The sequence below is a fragment of the Arenibacter sp. F20364 genome (assembly GCF_023015905.1).
Taxonomy (GTDB): Bacteria; Bacteroidota; Bacteroidia; order Flavobacteriales; family Flavobacteriaceae; genus Arenibacter.
In genome coordinates, this window is the sequence record NZ_JALKBD010000005.1 from 151,124 (window position 1) to 173,000 (window position 21,877).

Annotated in this window: 20 protein-coding genes and 1 tRNA gene; 2 read left to right on the forward strand and 19 right to left on the reverse strand. The window is 40.9% G+C overall.

Annotated features, from left to right (window positions below):
• Positions 1 to 583 precede the first annotated feature (583 nt).
• The 17 genes from MWU84_RS05785 to mraZ all read right to left on the reverse strand — a co-directional run bounded on the left by MWU84_RS05785 (position 584) and on the right by mraZ (position 19,326).
• Positions 584 to 2,380: an arylsulfatase gene (locus tag MWU84_RS05785; protein WP_246899339.1), complete on the reverse strand. Its 1,797-nt coding sequence runs from the start codon at positions 2,378 to 2,380 to the stop codon at positions 584 to 586.
• Positions 2,381 to 2,767: 387 nt separating this feature from the next.
• Positions 2,768 to 2,841, reverse strand: a tRNA-Arg gene (locus MWU84_RS05790).
• Positions 2,819 to 3,076 (reverse strand): GIY-YIG nuclease family protein, encoded by a 258-nt coding sequence (locus tag MWU84_RS05795; RefSeq protein ID WP_142189782.1) that lies wholly within the window; start codon positions 3,074 to 3,076, stop codon positions 2,819 to 2,821. Before MWU84_RS05795 ends, MWU84_RS05790 begins: the two co-directional genes overlap by 23 nt.
• A gap of 183 nt (positions 3,077 to 3,259) precedes the next feature.
• Positions 3,260 to 3,709 carry a GatB/YqeY domain-containing protein gene (locus tag MWU84_RS05800; protein WP_246899341.1) on the reverse strand — a complete coding sequence of 150 codons (450 nt, stop codon included), beginning with the start codon at positions 3,707 to 3,709 and terminating at the stop codon, positions 3,260 to 3,262.
• 94 nt (positions 3,710 to 3,803) lie between these two features.
• Positions 3,804 to 5,732, reverse strand: a complete 1,929-nt coding sequence (gene ftsZ / locus MWU84_RS05805; protein ID WP_246899344.1) for a cell division protein FtsZ — start codon at positions 5,730 to 5,732, stop codon at positions 3,804 to 3,806.
• Between the two features lie 44 nt (positions 5,733 to 5,776).
• Positions 5,777 to 7,105, reverse strand: a complete 1,329-nt coding sequence (ftsA, locus tag MWU84_RS05810; protein WP_246899347.1) for a cell division protein FtsA — start codon at positions 7,103 to 7,105, stop codon at positions 5,777 to 5,779.
• 3 nt (positions 7,106 to 7,108) lie between these two features.
• The gene (locus MWU84_RS05815) at positions 7,109 to 7,828 is read right to left on the reverse strand and encodes a cell division protein FtsQ/DivIB (RefSeq protein WP_246899350.1); all 720 of its coding nucleotides are present in this window, start codon (positions 7,826 to 7,828) and stop codon (positions 7,109 to 7,111) included.
• An 11-nt stretch (positions 7,829 to 7,839) separates the two neighbouring features.
• Complete coding sequence (gene murC / locus MWU84_RS05820; RefSeq protein WP_246899352.1) at positions 7,840 to 9,201, reverse strand: UDP-N-acetylmuramate--L-alanine ligase; 1,362 nt, start codon at positions 9,199 to 9,201, stop codon at positions 7,840 to 7,842.
• 4 nt (positions 9,202 to 9,205) lie between these two features.
• Entirely contained in the window at positions 9,206 to 10,300 is a 1,095-nt protein-coding gene (gene murG / locus MWU84_RS05825; protein ID WP_246899355.1) for an undecaprenyldiphospho-muramoylpentapeptide beta-N-acetylglucosaminyltransferase, read from the reverse strand.
• Positions 10,287 to 11,480 (reverse strand): FtsW/RodA/SpoVE family cell cycle protein, encoded by a 1,194-nt coding sequence (locus tag MWU84_RS05830; RefSeq protein ID WP_246899357.1) that lies wholly within the window; start codon positions 11,478 to 11,480, stop codon positions 10,287 to 10,289. Before MWU84_RS05830 ends, murG begins: the two co-directional genes overlap by 14 nt.
• 3 nt (positions 11,481 to 11,483) lie before the next feature.
• On the reverse strand, positions 11,484 to 12,818 hold the full coding sequence (gene murD, locus MWU84_RS05835; RefSeq protein WP_246899359.1) for a UDP-N-acetylmuramoyl-L-alanine--D-glutamate ligase: 1,335 nt from the start codon (positions 12,816 to 12,818) through the stop codon (positions 11,484 to 11,486).
• A gap of 1 nt (position 12,819) precedes the next feature.
• Positions 12,820 to 14,043, reverse strand: a complete 1,224-nt coding sequence (gene mraY / locus MWU84_RS05840) for a phospho-N-acetylmuramoyl-pentapeptide-transferase (protein ID WP_246899362.1) — start codon at positions 14,041 to 14,043, stop codon at positions 12,820 to 12,822.
• A gap of 51 nt (positions 14,044 to 14,094) precedes the next feature.
• Positions 14,095 to 15,558, reverse strand: coding sequence for a UDP-N-acetylmuramoyl-L-alanyl-D-glutamate--2,6-diaminopimelate ligase (locus MWU84_RS05845; protein ID WP_246899365.1), 1,464 nt, complete (start codon positions 15,556 to 15,558; stop codon positions 14,095 to 14,097).
• Positions 15,555 to 17,561 carry a penicillin-binding protein gene (locus MWU84_RS05850; RefSeq protein WP_246899367.1) on the reverse strand — a complete coding sequence of 669 codons (2,007 nt, stop codon included), beginning with the start codon at positions 17,559 to 17,561 and terminating at the stop codon, positions 15,555 to 15,557. The genes MWU84_RS05845 and MWU84_RS05850 overlap by 4 nt, the downstream gene beginning before the upstream one ends.
• Complete coding sequence (locus MWU84_RS05855; RefSeq protein ID WP_246899370.1) at positions 17,561 to 17,884, reverse strand: FtsL-like putative cell division protein; 324 nt, start codon at positions 17,882 to 17,884, stop codon at positions 17,561 to 17,563. The genes MWU84_RS05850 and MWU84_RS05855 overlap by 1 nt, the downstream gene beginning before the upstream one ends.
• A 94-nt stretch (positions 17,885 to 17,978) precedes the next feature.
• Complete coding sequence (rsmH, locus tag MWU84_RS05860; RefSeq protein WP_246899526.1) at positions 17,979 to 18,875, reverse strand: 16S rRNA (cytosine(1402)-N(4))-methyltransferase RsmH; 897 nt, start codon at positions 18,873 to 18,875, stop codon at positions 17,979 to 17,981.
• A complete protein-coding gene (mraZ, locus tag MWU84_RS05865; protein ID WP_246899373.1) occupies positions 18,862 to 19,326 on the reverse strand; it encodes a division/cell wall cluster transcriptional repressor MraZ in 465 nt (154 codons plus the stop codon). Before mraZ ends, rsmH begins: the two co-directional genes overlap by 14 nt.
• Positions 19,327 to 19,591: 265 nt before the next feature.
• Between mraZ and MWU84_RS05870 the strand changes: the two genes are divergently transcribed.
• Positions 19,592 to 20,356 carry an alpha/beta hydrolase gene (locus MWU84_RS05870; RefSeq protein ID WP_246899374.1) on the forward strand — a complete coding sequence of 255 codons (765 nt, stop codon included), beginning with the start codon at positions 19,592 to 19,594 and terminating at the stop codon, positions 20,354 to 20,356.
• A gap of 36 nt (positions 20,357 to 20,392) precedes the next feature.
• Positions 20,393 to 21,007, forward strand: a complete 615-nt coding sequence (gene yihA, locus MWU84_RS05875; protein ID WP_246899375.1) for a ribosome biogenesis GTP-binding protein YihA/YsxC — start codon at positions 20,393 to 20,395, stop codon at positions 21,005 to 21,007.
• Positions 21,008 to 21,036: 29 nt separating this feature from the next.
• On the opposite strand, the gene MWU84_RS05880 is transcribed toward yihA, so the two are convergent.
• Positions 21,037 to 21,414: a GTPase gene (locus MWU84_RS05880; protein ID WP_246899376.1), complete on the reverse strand. Its 378-nt coding sequence runs from the start codon at positions 21,412 to 21,414 to the stop codon at positions 21,037 to 21,039.
• A 103-nt stretch (positions 21,415 to 21,517) separates the two neighbouring features.
• A complete protein-coding gene (gene gldC, locus MWU84_RS05885; protein ID WP_072865182.1) occupies positions 21,518 to 21,853 on the reverse strand; it encodes a gliding motility protein GldC in 336 nt (111 codons plus the stop codon).
• Between the last annotated feature and the right edge of the window lie 24 nt (positions 21,854 to 21,877).

Here is a 21,877-nt window from a genome sequence, read left to right on the forward strand (position 1 = left end):
ATGGTGTTGAAAACAAGACTCTTAATATTAGGTCTGCTGTTCGGACTTATCTTTTGCTTGCCGTAAAGATGAAACGGGCTCTAATACAAACTATTCCTTTGCCTATAAAAGAACGAAAATCGCAATCAATGACCGAAATGAATTTATAGATGACTTTTAACTTTGAACAATAGAAAATACTCACTCGATTAAGGAATAGAACTAATTTCTGAACCAAATATGACCTTGGCATACCTAGCCAAAAGTAATTACCTTTAGTTAGCAAATTACCACGGGGTAACTAAACAGCCTTCCGTTAGGTTTAATGCTTATTATGAAAACTTTAGTTCAGGAAATTGTAACCAATAACTACCTTTTAGTAGTAATAATGCAGTTCCCCTCCCGATAATTTCCCAAGGGTTTCCACAGAATAATACTGTGTATTTTGCTACCCTGCATTGTATAAAACCAAAGATATCGTTTTACTGAAAAATGTTTGGAAAGATAGAAATATTGGAGTTGCTTATAGAAACCTTTTTGGATTTAAAAGGGTACGCAAAATTGCGAGTGAAGGTATCTGACAACGTGAAGTTCTCTTTCAACATCATATCACCCTCTTAAAAAGTAACAATCGCATATCCATAACTTCCTCCCCCGGTATTTTTAGCGCTTTGAGCACTAGTTTGCCCCTACCCTTTTTCAAGCTAATTTTCCCTAGATCCATAGGTATAAAGTCCTTGGTATAGGATTCAATTCTGGGGCCACGATCCCGTTCTGCCCCAACTAGTGGTGGGTCATGTGCTGTGGTTATGGTTGCCTTTAAGGAACTTTCCCCTAAGCGCAATTCAAATTCAGACCCTAAGTCCTGTTCTTTAACAGTATAATAAAGTTCTACTTCAAATTCCCCATCGGCCAATACCTCCACATCCCAGCTTATGCTATCCTCTGTACTTTTCCAGTTGGTAAAAAAGGTATCGTTGGGATGCCTGTTACTCCGGTCTATATTACCATGTGCTACCCCGTCCCTAGCAGGAATCTGGGTATACACAAAATCAGGATGGCCCAAAGTAAAAGGCCGATCCTCTGTCTCTTTGGATTTTGGCATTACTTCTTGTAACCAATCGCTTTTTAATAGTTTCAAAGAATCTGTGAGTTGTGGCAGTTTCCCAGAAAGGTCTGTAGTCTGTCCCCCATCCATCTTCATATCATAGAGTCTGTCCTTACTGTCCAAGCGATAATTTTGCGTTCGGATACTTGTACTCCCGTTCCAATGGTTATATACTACCCTAGCATCCCAGGACGGGCTATTGTCCATCAATAGCGGCTTTAAGCTTTTACCGTCCAAAGGCTTCAAGGTATTCACCTCAATTTGGGCCAAATCAGATAAAGTGGGCAATATATCTATAGAACTTGCTATTTCTGAAATATGCTTGCCTTGAGGTAGTTTGTTCTTCCATTGCATGACCAAGGGGGATCGTACCCCGCCCTCATCGGTAGATCCCTTTCTGCCACGCATTCCGGCATTCCATCGCCATCCGTTAGGTCCGTTGTCCGACAAGTATATTACAATAGTATTTTCCACCAATTGCAGGTCCCTTAGTTTGTCTAACACCCTACCCACATTGTCATCTATATTTTCCACCATGGCCAGGGCCGCCCTGGTAAAGTTCTCGTTCTCCTCTTCCTCCCCATGATATTTCATGCTTAGCGCCTTATCCTTGAACCTATTCCAATACTCATCCGGCACCTGCATGGGGCTATGGGGCGTGTTATATGGCAGGTACAAGAAAAAGGGTCTTTCCTTGTTCCTGTCCATAAAATCCAAGCCTTTGTTGGTAAGATCGTCTATGATAAAGCCGTCTCCCTTTACAATTTCCCCGTTGTGCTCCAACATGGGACTGAAATAATTGCCCCAATGTCCGGAACAGAAGCCATAAAAATCATCAAATCCCCTGGCATTGGGATGATAAGGAGCTTGCATGCCGTTATGCCATTTTCCGTAAGCAGCAGTGGTATATCCAGCCTGTTTAAAAACTTCTGCAAGGGTGGTTTCATCCAAATTTAGACGTTCACCACCTGAAGAAGTGGAATAGACCCCTACCCTCGGAAAATAACGGCCGGTCAAAAGTTCGGCCCTAGTGGGAGAACATACCGGGCTTACGTAAAAATGATCAAAAGTGACCCCATTTTTGGCTATGGCATCTATATTCGGGGTTGCCAGATTGGTATTGCCGGAAATCCCCAAATCTCCCCAACCTTGGTCGTCGGCCAAGATGAGTACGATGTTGGGTTTTTCGTTGCGCGGGGCATTGGAAGTGGATTCAGGTTTCGTCTTTTCTTTGCAAGAAAGTGATAATCCCAATATGGCCAGGACCATACACTTTAATAAAAGGTTCCCCATATGACTGTTATTTTGGAAGCATAAGATAAGTAATCTAGTTGATTACTGAGTAAATTCCCCTAAACCTGTATTTGAAATATTTTCCGAGTATTTCATTTTGATCTAGCTATAAAAACCAGACTAGAAAGGGATTGGCTACGCCCTTCCCTCAAAGCTCCGCTTTGAAAACCACAAAAAGTCGCGCTTCGCCGAACTCCAAAAAAGAAGCGAGCTTCAACCATTTCCCAAAACTTCCCAGAACATACCGGAACTCGGGGATTGGCTGCGCCCTTCCCTCAAAGCTCCGCTTTGAAAACCACAAAAAGTCGTGCTTCGCCGAACTCCAAAAAAGAAGCGAGCTTCATTTTTGAAGCTCGCTTGCACAACCACTTTTTTGTGGTTTATCCGTGACCCCGGAGGGATTCAAACCCCCAACCCTCAGAGCCGAAATCTGATGCGCTATTCAGTTGCGCCACGGGGCCTTATATTTAATTTTCTCCAACGTCTACCTGCAGCCGATTTTAGATACTTTTCTCGTTCTCTAGCTGCCAACCTGTTTTCGTAATCCTCCGTCAGGATTACTTCCCAAGGTACATAAGCCTTGGTCGATTTTGTCTTTCCTGAATTATGCTGCTTGATTCGAACTTCTATATTATCCGTAATCCCAACATAATATCTTTCAAAACTACTACTATATATTACATAGACCTTATACATTCTCTATAAAATCTGATGCGCCCCGCCCGAACGTGCCAACGATTATTCAATTACAACTTCCCTACCACGTTCGGGCACGGGCGGGTATTCAGTTGCGCCACGGGGCCATTATTTAGTTATCAGTGGGCAGTAACGGTAGGCAGTTTTATAAACAAATACACTATGAACTGCAACTGACTACATTTACATTAAATTCTTTTTTACAATAGTAGATATAGTCTTCCCATCTGCCTGTCCGGCCAATTTCTGGGAAACGATCCCCATTACCTTTCCCATATCCTTCATCCCTGAAGCTCCAATGGCATCTATGGTCTGCACCACTACTTTTTCTATCTCTTCCTCGGTCAATTGCTCTGGAAGGAATTTTTCGATGATCACTGCTTGTGCCAGTTCTGGTTCAGCCAGATCCTCGCGTCCCTGCTCCTTATAGATAGCCGCACTATCCTTGCGCTGCTTTACCAATTTTTGAACTAGCTTAATTTCATCTTCTTCCGACAGTTCCGCTCCTGGACCTGTTTCGGTCTGCGCCAACAATAAGGCTGATTTTATAGCTCGTAACGACTCCAATGCCACCGTATCCTTGGCCTTCATTGCAGCCTTCATATCTTCCATTACCCTCTGCTGTAAACCCATATCTTTTTTTTAGCCCTGCGAAGATAAAAATAAACCCGAAAATAAAAGCTATTTTCGGGTCTAAACTTTAGGATTTATAGTTCTGCGAACAGTACTAGTCTACATTGTCATGTAAATAAGAGTTATTGGACCGTAATTGAATATCGTCATTACTATCCTCACTTAAGCTTGTTCTGGAAACTTTGTTTTCCTTAGGGTTTTCATTTAAGTTTATCCCTTGTCTCTTATAAGCCGGTTGCTTGGATATTTCATCCAAATTGCTAAGGCTATTTTGGAATTTATAATTAAAGTCCTTTAACTTTCTCCGACGTTCGTCTGCGCGTTCCTTTAACAGTATTTCAATTGGGGTGTTAATAGGATCCTCGTCTTCAACATTAACCCTGTTCTGATTTGAATCCTGTTTTGCAATGGTACGCTTTTCAAATATCAGCTCGTCTTCAACAATACGGGGCTCAAACTCTTCAGCCTTGGATTTAGCTCCGGTAAGCTTCTTTTCCAACTCCATATAATCGTCCAAGCTATAACGTTTCTCTCCATTCTTATTGTACTCAATGACAGGGATAACCTCTACATGATCCTTCACTTCAAAATCCTTTACCTCTTCATCCAGATCAAAGGTGATAATATGTTGTGCTTCCTCTTCCTCCTCAACAGGTTTTTTGGCCAAAGGCATATCAAAACTAAATTCGAACTGATCTTCCTCAATATCCTTGTTGGATACTACCCGGGGATCTACCACCTCTATATCCTTAATCTCATCGGAAGCATTTATTATAATAAAATCGTCCTGCACATTTTCCGCAACTACTTCCTCATAGAATACATTAAAATTTCTAATAAAATTAGTGGTAGGTATTAAATCCATTTTTGATTCCTCCTGCACCACGTTGCGTTTAACCGGAGTTGCCTTAATTTCCTCTTCTTCTTCGACCAACTGGTGAACAACATTCTTTGGAGTCAGATTGTGCTCCGCGCGTTGCTCATCTTCTAACGTATGAATGATCTTTTTTGACTCCGTATTTACAATATCATCCTGTTGATCTATATTAAAACCCGTGGCAATAACCGTAACTGCGATCGCCTCGCCCAGTCCCTCATCTTCACCGACCCCCATAATGATGTTGGCTCCAAAACCAGCCTCATTTTGAATATGGTCATTTATTTCACCTATTTCGTCTATCGTAATTTCCTGAGCACCGGAAACGATAAGCAGCAATACATTCTTTGCACCAGTAATTTTATTGTCGTTCAGCAAGGGGGAATCCAAAGCCTTCATTATAGCCTCATGCGCCCTGGAAGAACCCGAAGATATGGCCGATCCCATTATCGCCGTACCACTACTGCTCAAAACAGTCTTGGCGTCACGTAAATCTATGTTTTGAGTATAGTGATGTGTAATAACCTCTGCAATACCACGAGCGGCAGTGGCCAATACTTCATCTGCTTTTGAAAAACCAGCTTTGAATCCCAAATTACCATATACTTCCCTTAATTTATTATTATTGATAACAATCAAGGAATCTACATTGGCACGTAATTTTTCTATTCCCAACTGAGCCTGTTGGCAACGCATTTTACCTTCAAATTGAAAAGGCATGGTAACGATCCCCACTGTAAGAACATCCATTTCCTTAGCCATTTTTGCAATGACAGGGGCAGCACCAGTACCTGTTCCCCCGCCCATACCGGCAGTAATAAAGATCATCTTTGTGGTAGTGTCAAGCATTTGCTTGATCTCTTCCATACTTTCAATAGCCGCCTGTTCCCCTACTTCAGGATTGGCACCAGCGCCCAATCCTTCCGTCAACGAAACTCCCAATTGTATCTTATTGGGCACGGGACTATTTTGAAGGGCTTGCGAATCGGTATTGCAAATCACAAAATCCACTCCGTTAATACCGGCCTGGAACATGTGATTAATAGCGTTGCTACCGCCACCGCCAACACCTATGACTTTAATTACATTACTTTGATTTTTGGGCAAATCAAAGGATATACTTTCAAATTCAGTGTTCTTGCTCATATTTTTTATTTTACTGGTTTACTATACTGTTCTTATTTTCTAATCTATTCCGCATTATCCAAGAAATCCTTCAATTTCTCGGACCATTTGTCAAAAATAGATTTACGCTCCTTTTTTAGGGCCGTTTTGGTCTGGGTGTTATCCTCCCCTGTAAAAACATCATGGTCCACATCCTTGTTTATAGTTTCCCGACCGGCCTCCCTCACTTTGGCCTTGTTCTGCACTGCATTCATCAACAGCCCCACTGCAGTGGCATACAACGGACTGGCTATTTCCTCATCGGAATCGCCTGCCAAATGTTCATTGGGGTAGCCGATCCTAGTATCCATTCCGGTGATGTATTCTACCAATTGCTTAAGATGTTTTAACTGGCTTCCTCCACCTGTCAACACTATTCCTGCAATCAATTTTTTCTTTTGCTCGTCGTGCCCATAATTTTTGATCTCCACATATACCTGCTCCACGATTTCCACTACTCTGGCATGTATGATCTTCGAAAGATTTTTCAAGGTAATTTCCTTCGGCTCACGCCCTCTCAATCCAGGGATGGAAACAATTTCATTATCCTTGTTTTCTCCGGGCCAAGCCGAACCAAACTTGATCTTTAAAAGCTCTGCCTGCTTCTCAATAATGGAACAACCTTCCTTAATATCCTCTGTGATTACATTACCTCCAAAGGGAATCACGGCCGTATGACGGATAATCCCATCCTTGAAAATGGCCAAATCTGTAGTACCACCACCTATATCGATCAATGCTACACCTGCCTCTTTCTCCTCCTGACTTAAAACCGCATTAGCCGAAGCCAATGGTTCCAAGGTTATATTTCCAAGATCAAGACCTGCACTCTTTATACATCTTCCCACATTACGGATCGATGAAACCTGTCCCACAACTACGTGGAAATTGGCCTCAAGCCTTCCCCCATACATCCCCATTGGCTGCTTTATCTCCGCCTGTCCGTCTATCTTGAATTCCTGTGGCAGGACATGTATGATCTCCTCACCGGGCAGCATAACCAATTTATAAACTTGATTACAAAGCTTTTCCACATCATCTTCATTGATCACTTCTTCGGATTTCGCCCTCGTTATATAATCGCTATGTTGCAAGCTTCTAATATGCTGTCCTGCGATACCAACTACCACCGAGCTGATCTTTAAACCGGAATTGGCCTCGGCCAGTTCCACGGCTTGTTGGATAGACTTGATGGTTTGTGTAATATTATTGACCACACCTCGATGCACTCCCAAACTTTTAGATCTACCTATACCCAAGATTTCAATCTTGCCATATTCATTTTCCTTACCAATAATGGCCACAATTTTGGTGGTTCCAATATCCAACCCAACTGAATAATTACCTTGTTCCATATCTTAAATTTTGGTACACACTACTTGGTTATTAAATTCTAAACTCACCCTGTTATAATCGTTCAACGTATTGTCCTTGTTCGCTTTCGTATAAAAAGCTTTAAAATTGCCGAACTTCTTCTCCAATTCTTCTACATTGCCTAAATCCACTATAAAATTCTCCATCCTAAATTTCAACTGATACTTATCCTCCTCCGTAATATGAACGCCGATAATATTCTTTCTCAAGAACTCATCAGAATTTATATAAGTCAAAATATCGTATACTCCCTTAGTACTTTTATCGGTTACAATTCCTGTAATTATTGGTACCCGCGCAGAATGGAATTTGGAAAATGGCATAGGTTTCCCATCTTCATCAATATAAAACTTTGCAACTCCCTCAACTCTTCCGATTGGTTTACGCTGTATGACTTTAGCCACGAGATCCCCGTTTACCGTTAGGTAAACTTGGGCATTTTTAACCATTTCATTAGCTTCGATAGCTTTTTCTATAGTATTCAAAACTATATCTTCTTTCGGCAGGTTTCTAAGGTCACCAGAATTTTGTATTAACAATTTATTAACCGTCTCTTGGGTCATGTAAAGATTTTGATCGCCGACAAACTTAATTTCAATATTATCTATCTTTTTATGCTTGTTCCTAGCACTGGAAAATGCATAAAGACCCGTAACTACAAGCAGTAAGGCCCCAAGTTTTATGAAATTCCAATTAATTTTCATTTCTTTTAATTTTATAGTTTTTTATGGACAATATTTAGTTCCTTTTTAATTTTTGGTACTTCCAATCCAATATCTCCCGCTCCAAAAGTTATTAAAACTTCGGGGCTAAAGGCATTTATTTCTGAAATCAACTCTGACTTTTCTATTAATTTTTTCCATGGGCTTGTAATTTTATCCAACAACCATTGAGAGGTAACCCCTTCAATGGGCTTTTCCCTAGCCGGATATATATCCAACAACAACAAACTGGGAAAATTGGACAAACTTCTAGCGAATTCATCGACAAAATCCCTCGTTCTGGAAAATAAATGTGGCTGAAAAACCGCCATTATTTTTTTACCGGGATGCATTTCCGATACTGCTTGGAATGCCGCATCAATCTCTGTAGGATGATGCGCGTAATCATCGATAAACACAAAACTGGAATTCTTGATCTGATAGGAAAATCGTCTCTGAACTCCTTTGAACGAGGCCAAGGCATCTGCCAAGCCGTTTGGCGATGAACCTGCCTGAATGGCCATGGCATAAGCCACCAAACCGTTCAGCAAATTATGCCTACCTGGCTTATTGAACCTAACGGATTTGAGATTGGCTTCGGGAGAATCCAAATCAAAAATATAGGACCCGTGATCTATTTTAATATTCCTAATACAATAATCGGAACCGTCCTCAATCCCATAGGTTATCCCCTCCAAAGGCAAACCATTGCGCACATACAACTTACCATTCGGCTTTATGCGATTTGCAAAATCCTTAAACGACTTTTGAAGCTCCTCACTATTCCCATAGATATCCAAATGATCCGCGTCCATGGAAGTAATGCAGGCCACATCAGGTGACAAACGAAGAAAGGAGCGGTCAAATTCATCCGCCTCTACCACAGAATATTCCGAACCTTCCAATAAAAAATTACTGTTGAAATCTTCCGAAATCCCTCCTAAAAATGCCGTAATGGGAGTACCAGTCTCCTTCAATAAATGAGCCAGAATACACGAAGTGGTCGTCTTGCCATGGGTGCCGGCAACCGCGAAACAAAAAGTATCCTTTGTGATCAACCCCAATACTTCAGAGCGCTTTCTCACCTGAAAACCATGATCCATGAAATAATTATACTCCCCATGGTCATTAGGTACCGCCGGAGTATATACCACTAGGGTATTGTTAGGATCCAAGTACGTCTTAGATACCAATTCCAAATCATCCTTATAGTGCACTTCTACACCCAAATCCACCATATCCTTTGTAAGCGGTGTTTCGGTCTTATCATAGCCCGCAACATTCTTACCTATAAATTTAAAATATCTCGCAAGGGCAGACATACCAATACCTCCTATACCTATAAAGTAGACGTTATGTATATCTTTTATGCCCATTTTCTTATTGTTGCACTAATAATTTTTCTATTTCATTTACAATTTCCCTCGTTGCATTGGGCATGGCCAATTTCTTGATATTGGCTCCCAACTTTTCGCTTGCGCTTTTTGTTGATAGCAAATCGGAAAACACAGTTTCAAACTTATCATCCAAATCCACTTCTTTGATCATGACGGCTGCATCCTTTTCCACAAGAGCCATGGCATTTTTTGTCTGATGGTCCTCCGCTACATTGGGAGAGGGTATAAAAATCACGGGTTTGCCAACTATGCACAATTCCGATACAGATCCTGCTCCCGCCCTGGAAATAATAATATCGGCGGCCATATAGGCCAAGTCCATTCTATTTAAAAATGCCACCACTTTTACATCCCCACTTTCATATTTCTTGTACTCCTCATAATAAAGCTTGCCGCTTTGCCAAACGATTTGAATTCCTTGGGCCTTAAAAAAAGGCAAACTCTGTTCAATCAGTTTATTTACCCGTCTTGCCCCCAGGCTACCCCCTAAAACCAAGAGTGTGGTTTTACTTGGTTGCAACCCAAAGAAACTCAAGGCATCCCCTTTATCGCTTCTCAATGAAACCAAATCCCCACGTACCGGGTTACCCGTCTTTACAAGCTTATCCTGTGGAAAAAATTTCTCCATTCCATCGTAGGCCACACATATTTTGGCCACTTTGCCAGCCAATAATTTATTGGTAATTCCAGCATAGGAATTCTGCTCCTGCAACACACAAGGAATCCCCTTTCCAGAGGCCACTTTTAATAGGGGACCACTGGCAAAACCGCCAGTACCCACAACCGCATGTGGTTTAAACTTCCTTACTATGTTTGCCGCTTTCATCAAACTACTTATTACTTTAAAAGGAAACATTAAGTTTTTCAAGGTAAGCTTCCTTTGTAATCCACTTATCCACAAACCTTCTATGTTGTACCCTGCTTGGGGCACCTTTTCCATTTCCATCCTGTCTTTTGCCCCCACGAACAAAAACTCAGCATCGGGATACCTCACCTTCAACTCATTTGCAATGGCAATAGCTGGATAAATATGTCCGCCAGTGCCTCCCCCTGATAATATAAATCTATAACTGCCCACTTAAAATCTCTAAAGGATTAGTCTCATCCAGTTCCTCCTGCTCCAATTGGGTATGCTTATTACTGGCACTAAGAATGATACCAATGGCCAAACAAGTCATCCAACTAGAGGTTCCCCCACTACTGATCAAAGGCAAGGTCTGCCCTGTAACAGGAAACAATTCCACTGCTACCGCCATATTGATAAATGCCTGAAACACTATAGGCAACCCCACTCCCAAAACCAAAAGCTTTCCAAAAACGGTTCCATTACTATTCGCCACTACAACGATCCTAAAAAGCAGCAGTAAATAAAAGAACATCAGCACAAAGCCTCCCAACAGTCCATATTCCTCCACAATAATGGCGTAAATAAAATCTGAGGAACTTTGTGGCAAAAAGTTCTTCATTACACTTTTACCAGCTCCATTACCCACTATCCCTCCGGTTGCAATCGCAATTTTTGCCTTTTCTATTTGATAATCGGCCTCTGTATCCTCTGGATTGGAAAAGCTTTCAATCCTGCTCATCCAAGTATCCACTCTATTAGGAAATAGATCCGGAACAGCCTTGGCCGTTAATATAAACATCGTAAGCCCCAATATTCCGGCCCCAACAATCCCAAGCAAATATTTAAAGGGATATCCTCCAATAAAACAAAGCAACAATACCATTGAAAACAGAATTCCCGCAGTGGAAAAATTCGCAGGCAGAATTAATATTATCACCAAAAAGACCGGCAACCATAAAGGCACAATACTCTCCTTAAAGGTTATTGTCCTATCCTTTATTTTTGTTAGATATCTAGCCACATAGATCATTAGCACTACCGCCGCCAAGTTGGACGTCTGAAAAGTAAAACCTACAATAGGTATACGGATCCATCTACTGGCATTGGCCCCATCTATGACCTGCCCTTGGGCAAGCGTATAGAGCAACAAAAGCAATACCACCGGCATTGCAATCAAGGACAGTCCTTTAAAGAAATGGGTCGGAATACGGTGTACCCCGTAAATAATGCCAAACCCCATAAGCAAAAGAATTGCATGCTTCACAAGATAGCCAATGGTAGTTCCATTGCCTACCACGTACACTAGATTACTACTGGCACTATAAACAGGTAAAAACGAAAACAAGGCCAAAAGGGCAACCACTGCCCAAATAGCTTTATCTCCATTAATTTTGTTTAAAAATCCTAACACCGTTTATAATTTTTTTATTGCTTCCTTAAACTGATTTCCCCTATCTTCATAATTCTTGAACAAGTCAAAACTGGCACATGCAGGCGACAGCAATACAGTATCTCCCCGTTCGGCTATCTTATAGGCCACCTTAACAGCCTCATTCATAGCAAAGGTTTCCACAATTAGGTCTACTACATTGCCAAAAGCGTCCTTTATTTTGGAATTATCCGTTCCCAAACATATAATGGCCTTTACTTTCTCACGCACCAAAGGCATCAGCTCCTTGTAATCATTCCCTTTATCCACTCCCCCTACAATCCACACCGTTGGTGTTTTCATGCTATCCAGGGCGTAATAGGTCGCATTCACATTGGTAGCCTTAGAATCGTTGATATACTGTACATGATGTATTTTAAGTACTTTTTCCAATCTATGCTCCGCTCCCTGAAAATTTTCTATACTTCTGCGTATAGTCTCCTTTCTAATGCTAATTAGTTTAGCCGCCGTAGTGGCCGCCATGGTATTCTTTAAATTGTGTTTTCCTTCCAAAGCCAAAGCATCTGTACTCATCTCAATAGTGTTATTATGTGTCTTAATAATTATTTTATCATTCTCTAAATATGCCCCTTCATCCAATTTTTTATTGATTGAAAAAGGCAATAATCTTGATTGGACCGGGTTTTTTCCCAACCACTCGACTATCACATCATCATCCGCATCATATATTAAATAATCCTCCTTAGTCTGGTTTTTTGCAATTCTAAATTTTGACGCTATATAGTTTTCAAATTTGTATTCATATCTATCCAAATGATCTGGAGTAATATTGGTAAGGATGGCAATATGTGGCCTAAAATCCACTATCCCGTCCAATTGAAAACTACTTATCTCCAACACATAGTAATCAAAGTTCTTTTCCGCAACCATTTTAGCGTAACTATCACCAATATTCCCGGCCATTCCCACATTCAACCCATCTTCTTTTAATATGTGGTTCGTAAGCATAGTGGTGGTAGTCTTTCCATTGCTGCCGGTAATTCCTATAATCGTTGCCTTGGTAAACCGTGAAGCAAACTCGATCTCGGACACAATAGGAACCCCTGCCTCCTTAAGCTTTAACACCAAAGGAACCGTATCAGGGATACCAGGACTTTTCATGACCAAATCTGCATTCAAAATCTTCTCCTCCGTATGTTGCTCTTCTTCCCAATCAATCTCAAAATGTTCAAGAACCTTTCTATATTCCTCTTTAACAATCCCCTTATCGGAGACAAAAACTTCAAAACCTTCCTTTTTACCTAAAATAGCGGTTCCAACGCCACTCTCTCCACCTCCCAACACAACCAAACGCCTCATTCTAACGCACCTTTAAGGTTACAATGGTAATCACTGCCAACAGAATTCCTACAACCCAAAATCTAGTTACAATCTTACTTTCGTGATATCCCCTTTTCTGATAATGGTGGTGCAACGGTGCCATTAGAAAAATCCTTTTGCCCTCACCAAATCTCTTTTTGGTGTATTTGAAATAACCCACCTGCAGCATCACGGAAATAGACTCTGCAAAGAAAATTCCACATAGAACAGGGATCAACAATTCTTTTCGAATAATGATGGCAATTACAGCAATGATCCCTCCAATGGTCAGACTACCGGTATCCCCCATAAATACTGTTGCAGGATAGGCATTATACCATAAAAATCCGACCAGCGCCCCTACAAATGCCGCAATAAACACCACCAATTCACCTACTCTGGGAATAAACATGATGTCCAAATAATCCGAGAAAATTATGTTACCGGAAACTAGGGTGAAAATGCCAAGTGTAAATACGATTATTGCCGAAGTCCCTGCCGCCAATCCGTCTATACCATCCGTTAAATTTGCGCCGTTGGATACTGCGGTCACAATAATTATGATAATGGGAATGAACACCAACCACGCATATTCCTCCATCCCATCTCCCATCCAGGTAATGAAGCGAGCGTAATCCAACTCGTTATTTTTTATAAATGGCAAGGTGGTCATGGTAGACTTAATTTCCTTACCAGGTACTTGCTGCACCGTATAATCCTGGGTAATCTCCGTTCTGGAATGTTCCTTCATGGTCACCTCTGGGTGAAAATATAAGGTGGCACCCACCATAAGCCCCAAAACCACCTGGCCCATTACCTTGAACCTACCCTTTAACCCCTGTTTGTCCTTTTTGAAAATTTTTATATAATCATCCACAAAACCTATAATCCCCATCCAGATGGTAGTAACGATCAAAAGGATCACATAAATATTATCCAAGAAACGCGCAAATAACAAAACGGGAATCAAGGTGGACATAATAATAATCAATCCGCCCATAGTCGGGGTACCTGCTTTTTGTTTTTGGCCTTCAAGGCCAAGATCCCTAACAGTTTCCCCAATTTGCTTATTTCGCAAAAAATTAATGATCCTTTTCCCATAGACCGTGGCCAATAATAGGGAAAGCATTACCGCCATTGCCGCCCTAAACGTTATAAATTGGAAAAGCCCCGCCCCTGGCAGTTGATAGTGTTTTTCCAAATATTCGAACAAATAGTATAGCATTCCTAGGTTTATTGTTTTTTGATATTCACTTTAATATGGACAACTTATGTTCTATTTATTTAAGTCGGCCAACAACTCCTTCACCATTTTATAATCATCAAAATCTTCCCTTACACCATTGGTTTCCTGATAGGTCTCGTGACCTTTACCAGCTACCAAAATAATATCATGTGCAACGGCCAATTGGCATGCCGTCTTAATAGCCTGCTTGCGGTTGACGATCGATAATGTTTTATTTGCATTTTGCGCTTCCACACCAGCTTCCATCTCCTCTATAATAACTGTGGGCGACTCCGATCTAGGGTTGTCCGAAGTGAAAATCACTTTGTTACTTAATGCTGTTGCGATATGACCCATAACCGGACGCTTAGACTTATCTCTGTCACCACCACACCCCACGACGGTGATGACATTTTCATTTCCAGTCCTCAATGTATTGATAGTATCAAGTACATTTTTCAAGGCATCCGGTGTATGGGCATAATCAACAATAGCAGTTATTTTTTCTTTTGATATATAATGCTGAAACCTTCCATCTACATTTTCCAATTCGCTGATGAGACGAAGAATTTCAAGTTTTTCCAATCCTAATAAATCCGCAGTAGCATAAATAGCCAACATATTGTAGGCATTAAAATCCCCGATCAATTTGGACCAAACCTCGTTGTCATCGATCTTCAACAATTGACCATTAAACTGATTTTCCAGTATTTGAGCCCTATAGTTGGCATAGGATTTAAGGGCATAGGTATACTTTCTTGCCCCAGTATTCTGCAACATTACCAATCCGTTTTTATCGTCTACATTGGTAAGCGCGAAGGCCTTTTTGGATAACTGATCGAACAAGATCTTCTTAGTATCCCTATACTCTGCAAAAGTTTTGTGATAATCCAAATGGTCATGTGACAGATTGGTAAAAATAGCACCTTCAAATACCAATCCTTCCGTTCTTTTTTGATGTATACCATGGGAACTGACCTCCATAAAGCAATACTCAACACCGGCATCGTTCATTAATCGCAAGTGCTTATTGATCGCTAAAGCATCCGGAGTGGTATGGGTAGTAGGATATTCCTTACTATCCACCATTATCTTTATGGTGGATATAAGTCCCACCTTGAAACCAGCTTTTTTAAACAATTGATAAAGCAAACTACTTACCGTGGTCTTTCCGTTAGTCCCAGTAACCCCTACCAATCTTAAGTTTTTGGAGGGATTATCGTAAAAATTGGACGCCATAATAGCCAAAGCCTTATTGCCATTATCCACCTCCACATAGGTGATACCGTTATCCAACTGCTTGGGCAGTTCTTCGCAGACTACAGCTTTTGCTCCTGAAGCAATGGCCTTATCAACAAACTGATGCCCATCTGCAAGAAGACCTTTAATAGCCACAAAAACATCGTCCATTCCAACTTTTCTGGAATCGAAACATATTTGGTTGACCATTACGGAAGTAGATCCACTTACAGCAGTAAGACCAACACCATACAATATGTCCTTTAGCGTCTTCATGATAGCACCAATACGATTTTGTTTACTTTTTTTAGATCTGTTCCTTTAGCAATTGATTGCTTCTTAACCTTTCCATTCCCTTTAACCTCTACTTCAATCCCTAAATTTTCTAGGATCGATACCGCATCCATGCCGCTCATACCCTCAACATTGGGCACTTCATTGTATTTTTTATTGGAAGCCGCAAAGTATCTCTGAAAATCCTCATCCAATTTTTTAGTCTCTGCATCATTAACATCCACTTCATCGACCAGGGGAGAACTAGCATATATTTTTTGGGCAACCGATTTAAAAACAGGCCCTGATACATCGGCACCATAGTACCCTACGCTTTTGTCCGGTTCATGAATAACCACGATACAGGAATATTTGGGGTCGTCCGCAGGAAAGTAACCAGCAAAAGTGGAAATGTATTTCATCACCTCTGGATCTTTTGAAACATAGTTCTTTTGAGTGGTTCCGGTTTTTCCCGCCATCGAAAAATTGGGAGAATAAAGCCCATGTCCGGTACCGTGCTTTTTCTCTACAACATCTTTCAACAGCTGCTGTACCTTACGCACTGTTTCCTTGGAACAGATAGACGGATTAATGACCTCCTTATCAAATTTCAAAATAGTCTTATCCCACTCCTTTACCGCTTTTATCAGCCTAGGCTTCAACATCTCCCCGTTATTGGCAATAGCATTGTAAAAAGTAAGGGTTTGCAGAGGAGTAAGAGCTACCTCATATCCATGGGACATCCAGGCTAAGGAAACCCCTGACCAACCTTTGTCCCCTGGATAACGGATTACAGGAGTGCCCTCCCCATTTATCGGCATTCCCAATTCCCTATGAAGGTTCATGTTCATTAAGCGGTTCACAAATTTTTCAGGATTGTCCTTGTAATTGTTATTGATGATTTTGGCAAAAGCCGTATTGGAGGACACCTCAAATGCCTTGGCAGCGGATATTTTGCCATATCCACCATACTTGGAGTCCCTAACCGTTCTGTTGTAGACCTTGAACGTACCTTTTTCCGTATCAATAACCGTGTTGGTATCTATTACCTTGTCCTCCAAGGCTACCACCATAGACATCAGCTTAAAAGTTGATCCTGGCTCATGGGACTCCCCAATGGCATAATTTAGTCGCTCATAATATTTACCCTCGCTAGTCCTTCCCAAATTGGATATGGCCTTGACCTCTCCGGTCTTGGTTTCCATTACAATTACACAACCGTGTTCCGCATTATATTTCTCCAATTGCCCCAATAAAGCATGATGCGCAATGTCCTGTATGTTGATATCGATAGTGGAAACCACATCATAGCCATCCTTGGGCTCCACAATATTATCCCAGCCAATAGGCTTCCATTGTCCTTTGGCTATTTTCTGTTTCAACCTCTTACCTTCTACACCCCTTAAATATTGTCCGAACGCCCCTTCCAATCCAACCCTGGTGCGGTATCCTTCTTCATCTACCCTTTCATAGCCCACACTCCGCTCCGCAATCTTGCCCAAGGGGTGCTCACGAACAATTTTTTGCTCTATAATCAAACCTCCCTTATACGGACCCTTATTAAAAAGCGGAAACTGTTTTACGGCGATATAATCCGAGTAATCCAAATTTCTTGCTATCAAAGCATATCGATTCTTATTTGCCTTCGCCTTTCTCAAGATTTGCTGATAATGGGATGTGGTCTTGCCAAACAATTTTGCCAGGGCATCGGACAAAGGCTTTACGTTTTCCTCAAAATCCTTTTTTCCAACCGTTTCAGCATCAAATCGTATGGCATACCTCGAAACCGAGGTTGCCAGCAAACTACCGTCATCCGAATATAGGTTGCCTCTCTTGGGGGCAATAGTGAACATTTTCTCCGTGCGATCCATGGCTAGTTTCCGATACTTCTCGCCTTCCACCATCTGTATGCTCACCAATTTTACCAAAACGGCAATTGCGAACAGAAATAAAAATCCCGCCACAATATATAATCTGGTCAATATGTTTTTTTCCGTTACAGGCACTATTCTTCGGTTTCGGTTTTTACTTTTATTTTTTTTGGGGGAGTTTCGGACGGAAACAAACCATCCTGCTCCAGAATTCTCAAAACAGTGGATTCCAACTTTAACTCCTGCATATCGGAGCGCACGTCTACAAACTCACTTCTCAATTCCTTAACCTGCTCATCAAGGGCGGCAATTCTATGCACTTTTCCATCTGCACTATGGGAACTGGCGATCATTACAGTTGCCAAAAAAGAAACATAAATGATAAACATCCAGTTTTTGGGAGCACCTCCGCTCACCAAAAACTTTCCTTTTAATATGTCCAATATCCCTTTTCTCATTCCTTAAAATTGACCTACTTATACCTTATTATATTATGCTCTTGCACCACTATGGACGCTACTAAGGACAATCCAATATTTGCGTATTTTAATCTTAAACCCGCTCCGCTATCCTGAGCTTGGCACTTCTTGCCCTATTGTTCAACTTTATTTCCTCCTTGGAAGGGACCACCAAACCTCCAACCTTTTTCATAGGAACTTCTATGTTCCCGTAAAAATCCTTTTCCGGCTCCCCTTCAAATTGGCCAGCCCTAATAAACCTTTTGACCAGTCTATCTTCCAAGGAATGATAACTTATAACACTAAGCCTACCTCCATCATTCAACAATTCCGGCACCTGCAACAAAAACTCCTTTATCACTTGTATTTCTTGGTTCACTTCTATCCTTATCGCCTGGTAGATCTGAGCCAAAATCTTATGCTCCCTATGTTTTGGAAGATACTGAGCCAAAACCTCCTTCAACTGATCGGTTGTTTTTATTGGTGCGTTTTCCCGCTGCTCTACAATGGTTTTTGCCATGGCATTCGCGTTCCTCAGGTCACCATATTGAAAAAGCACCCTCCTCAACTCATCATAGTCGTACACATTTACCACATCAAAGGCTGAAATCTGATTCTTTTTGCTCATTCTCATATCCAGATCCGCATCAAAACGGGTAGAAAACCCCCTCTCGGCCTGATCGAATTGATGGGATGAAACTCCAAAATCGGCCAAAATCCCGTCCACCTTCCTTATGCCATAGAACTTCAAAAATTGTTTTATATACCTAAAGTTTTCATTTATCAACTGAAATCGCCCATCATCAATAGCATTGGGCAAAGCATCCTCGTCCTGATCAAACGCCAACAGCCTTCCATTCTCTCCCAGCCTTTTCAATATCTCCCTTGAATGTCCTCCGCCACCAAATGTTACGTCCACATAAACCCCATCGGGTTTTATATTGAGCCCCTCAACAGACTCTGTCAGCAATACCGGATTATGATAAGTCATCGTCGTCATCTCCCATTACTTCCTCGGCCAAACTTGCAAAGTCCTCGGCCGTTTCCTCCAAAACCTTTTCATAGCTGTCCTTATCCCAAATTTCAACAATGTTAATTGCCGAACTCAACACCACCTCTTTAGTAATCCCTGCCACATCCACCAAATTTTTTGGAATCAACAACCTACCGGTAGCATCTATTTCCACCACCTTTACTCCTGCAGAAAATCTTCTTATGAAATCGTTGTTCTTTTTCTTGAATCGGTTCTTTTTGTTCATTTTCTGCATCAACAGATTCCACTCCGCCATAGGATACAGTTCCAAACAGGGTTGAAAAACAGAACGTTTAACCACAAAACCTTCATTTATTACGGGAGACATTTGATTTTTAAGCGCCACAGGAAGCATTACCCTTCCCTTAGAATCGGCCTTACAATCATATGTTCCAATGAAATTAATCACTTAAAGTAGCTGGTTTTTAATTTAATAACTCAAATATATAGAAATTATTACCACAATTTACCACAAAATACCACTTTGTTAATAAATTGACTACTTTATCGACAAACGACACCACAATTATCCCCTAAAAACTCCACAGAGCCCATGCCTCAAAAATTCTTATAACAAAAATTTATCATTAAATATCACCGTTCCAAAAACTTGTCTATACTTGCATAATAATGAAATGCCTATATTTGCCAACTAAGATCAGAAGCTATCCTTAATGGAAAAAAAGATAATTAAAGAGGGAAAATACCGATATATTGAAATGGGTGAAGGAACACCTATTATAATATTGCACGGTCTCATGGGTGGGTTGAGCAATTTCCATGGGGTAATGAATCATTTTCCCCCAAAGGGCTATAAAGTATTGGTTCCCGAGCTTCCTATTTACGACATGCCCTTGCTAAAGACCAATGTAAAGAATTTTGCCAATTTTCTGGAACGTTTTATAGAGCACAAAGGGCTAAAAGATGTAATCCTTTTGGGCAATTCATTGGGCGGACACATTGGGCTGCTACATACAAAATTATACCCTAAAATGGTTAAGGCTCTGGTAATCACCGGCAGCTCTGGACTCTACGAAAGTGCCATGGGGGATGGTTATCCCAAGCGTGGTGATTACGAGTTTATTAAGAAAAAGGCGCAGGACGTATTCTATGATCCGGAAGTAGCCACCAAGGAAATTGTGGATGAAGTTTTTGCAACGGTTAATGACCGCATTAAATTGGTAAAAACATTGGCCATCGCAAAAAGTGCCATTAGACACAACATGTCCAAAGATCTGCCACATATGTTGACACCCACCTGCATTATATGGGGAAAGAACGATAGTGTTACGCCCCCCAATGTAGCAGAGGAATTCCATTCACTTCTACCAGATTCCGATTTATTCTGGATAGACAAGTGCGGGCATGCCCCAATGATGGAGCACCCTTTGGAATTCAACACCGTACTTGACGCTTGGCTGGAAAAAAGAAAATTTTAAGCGACAGTTAAGACCCATAACCCTAAAAGCGAACAAATGAAAATTAAGTCGGCCGACTTTGTTATGAGCAATTCCAACGTCGCAAATTGCCCCAAGGACCATTTGCCCGAATATGCCTTTATAGGTCGCTCCAATGTAGGCAAGTCTTCCTTGATCAATATGCTTACCCAAAGAAAAAGTTTGGCCAAAACATCTGGCAGACCAGGCAAGACACAACTAATAAATCACTTTAAAATAAACGAAAATTGGTTTTTGGTGGATTTACCCGGCTATGGCTATGCCCGCGTATCCAAAAAAGACAAAAAAACCTTTCAAAAATATATTACCGACTACTTTATTGAGCGTCGGCAATTGGTATGTGCATTTGTTCTGATAGATATTAGACATGAACCCCAAAAAGTGGATATGGAATTCTTGGAATGGATGGGAGAAAACCAGATTCCATTTTGCATGATTTTCACCAAAGCGGATAAACTTAAACCAAAAGCCATAGAAAACCATGTCAATGCCTATATCAAGGAATTATTGGAAGGAGTTTGGGAAGAGGCTCCCAATTATTTTGTCACCTCCTCTACCAACGGTATGGGCCAAGAAGAATTACTAAGCTTTATTGATGAATTAAACACCAATTTCTTCAAGGCATTAACCTAAAGTAACATTTTGTTTACCACAAATTTGATCTAGGATAACCTTGCCTGAACGGCCAAAATTAGATCTTCTTGACTTTTCATGTCATTTATTTCTTCCCTAAGTAGAAACTCCTGAAGTTGACCTTTCTTTAAAATGAAGACCTTTGGAAGGGATTGCTTATTTTCCCGTTCGCTGGGATACCGTATTTCAAACTCGTCTTTGTGAAGAAACTCCATTTCCAAACCAGCATTCTGCCTAAATACCTTCCATTTTTTATTTTCAGAAAAAACACCAAAGGTTATTGCACACAGATTGCAATCGTAAGTACTAGGGCTCAATGTTTTATGAACGCTATCTAACAGAGCGTTGCCCATACCAGAATTGGCATTATACACAAAAACAAGTTTTTCGGCCTTAATGTTCCCCATTATAAAAATTACGAATTAACGTTACCGATTTAGTCGGCAAACACAAAAAAACTTAACGGAACAACAGGAGGGAACCCAAGGACAGAAAAAAGTTTATAAAAAGCTATTTTTTTAACTCCAGTTTTTCCGCAAAATAATCGCAAAAATCCTTCATAGTAGCCGTCATTTTTTCATCTTGGGTAGCCTTCATAAAAGTATCGGACAAGGAAACTAGGGTTTGATGAAAAAATACTTTCATTTCATCTACCGGCATATCTTTTGTCCATAGATCAATCTTCAAGGATTCTTGATTCTTACTGTCCCATACGGACAATAACATTGCCTTGGCCTTTTCATTATCAATACCCCCATCTTGTGCGGACCAGGACAGCTCTTCAGGAACCCTATTTTCGTCCAATCCAACCCTTAACGTAATTTCAGATGTATGTAGTTTTGCCATTACTTTGTTTTTAATTTATTCAAA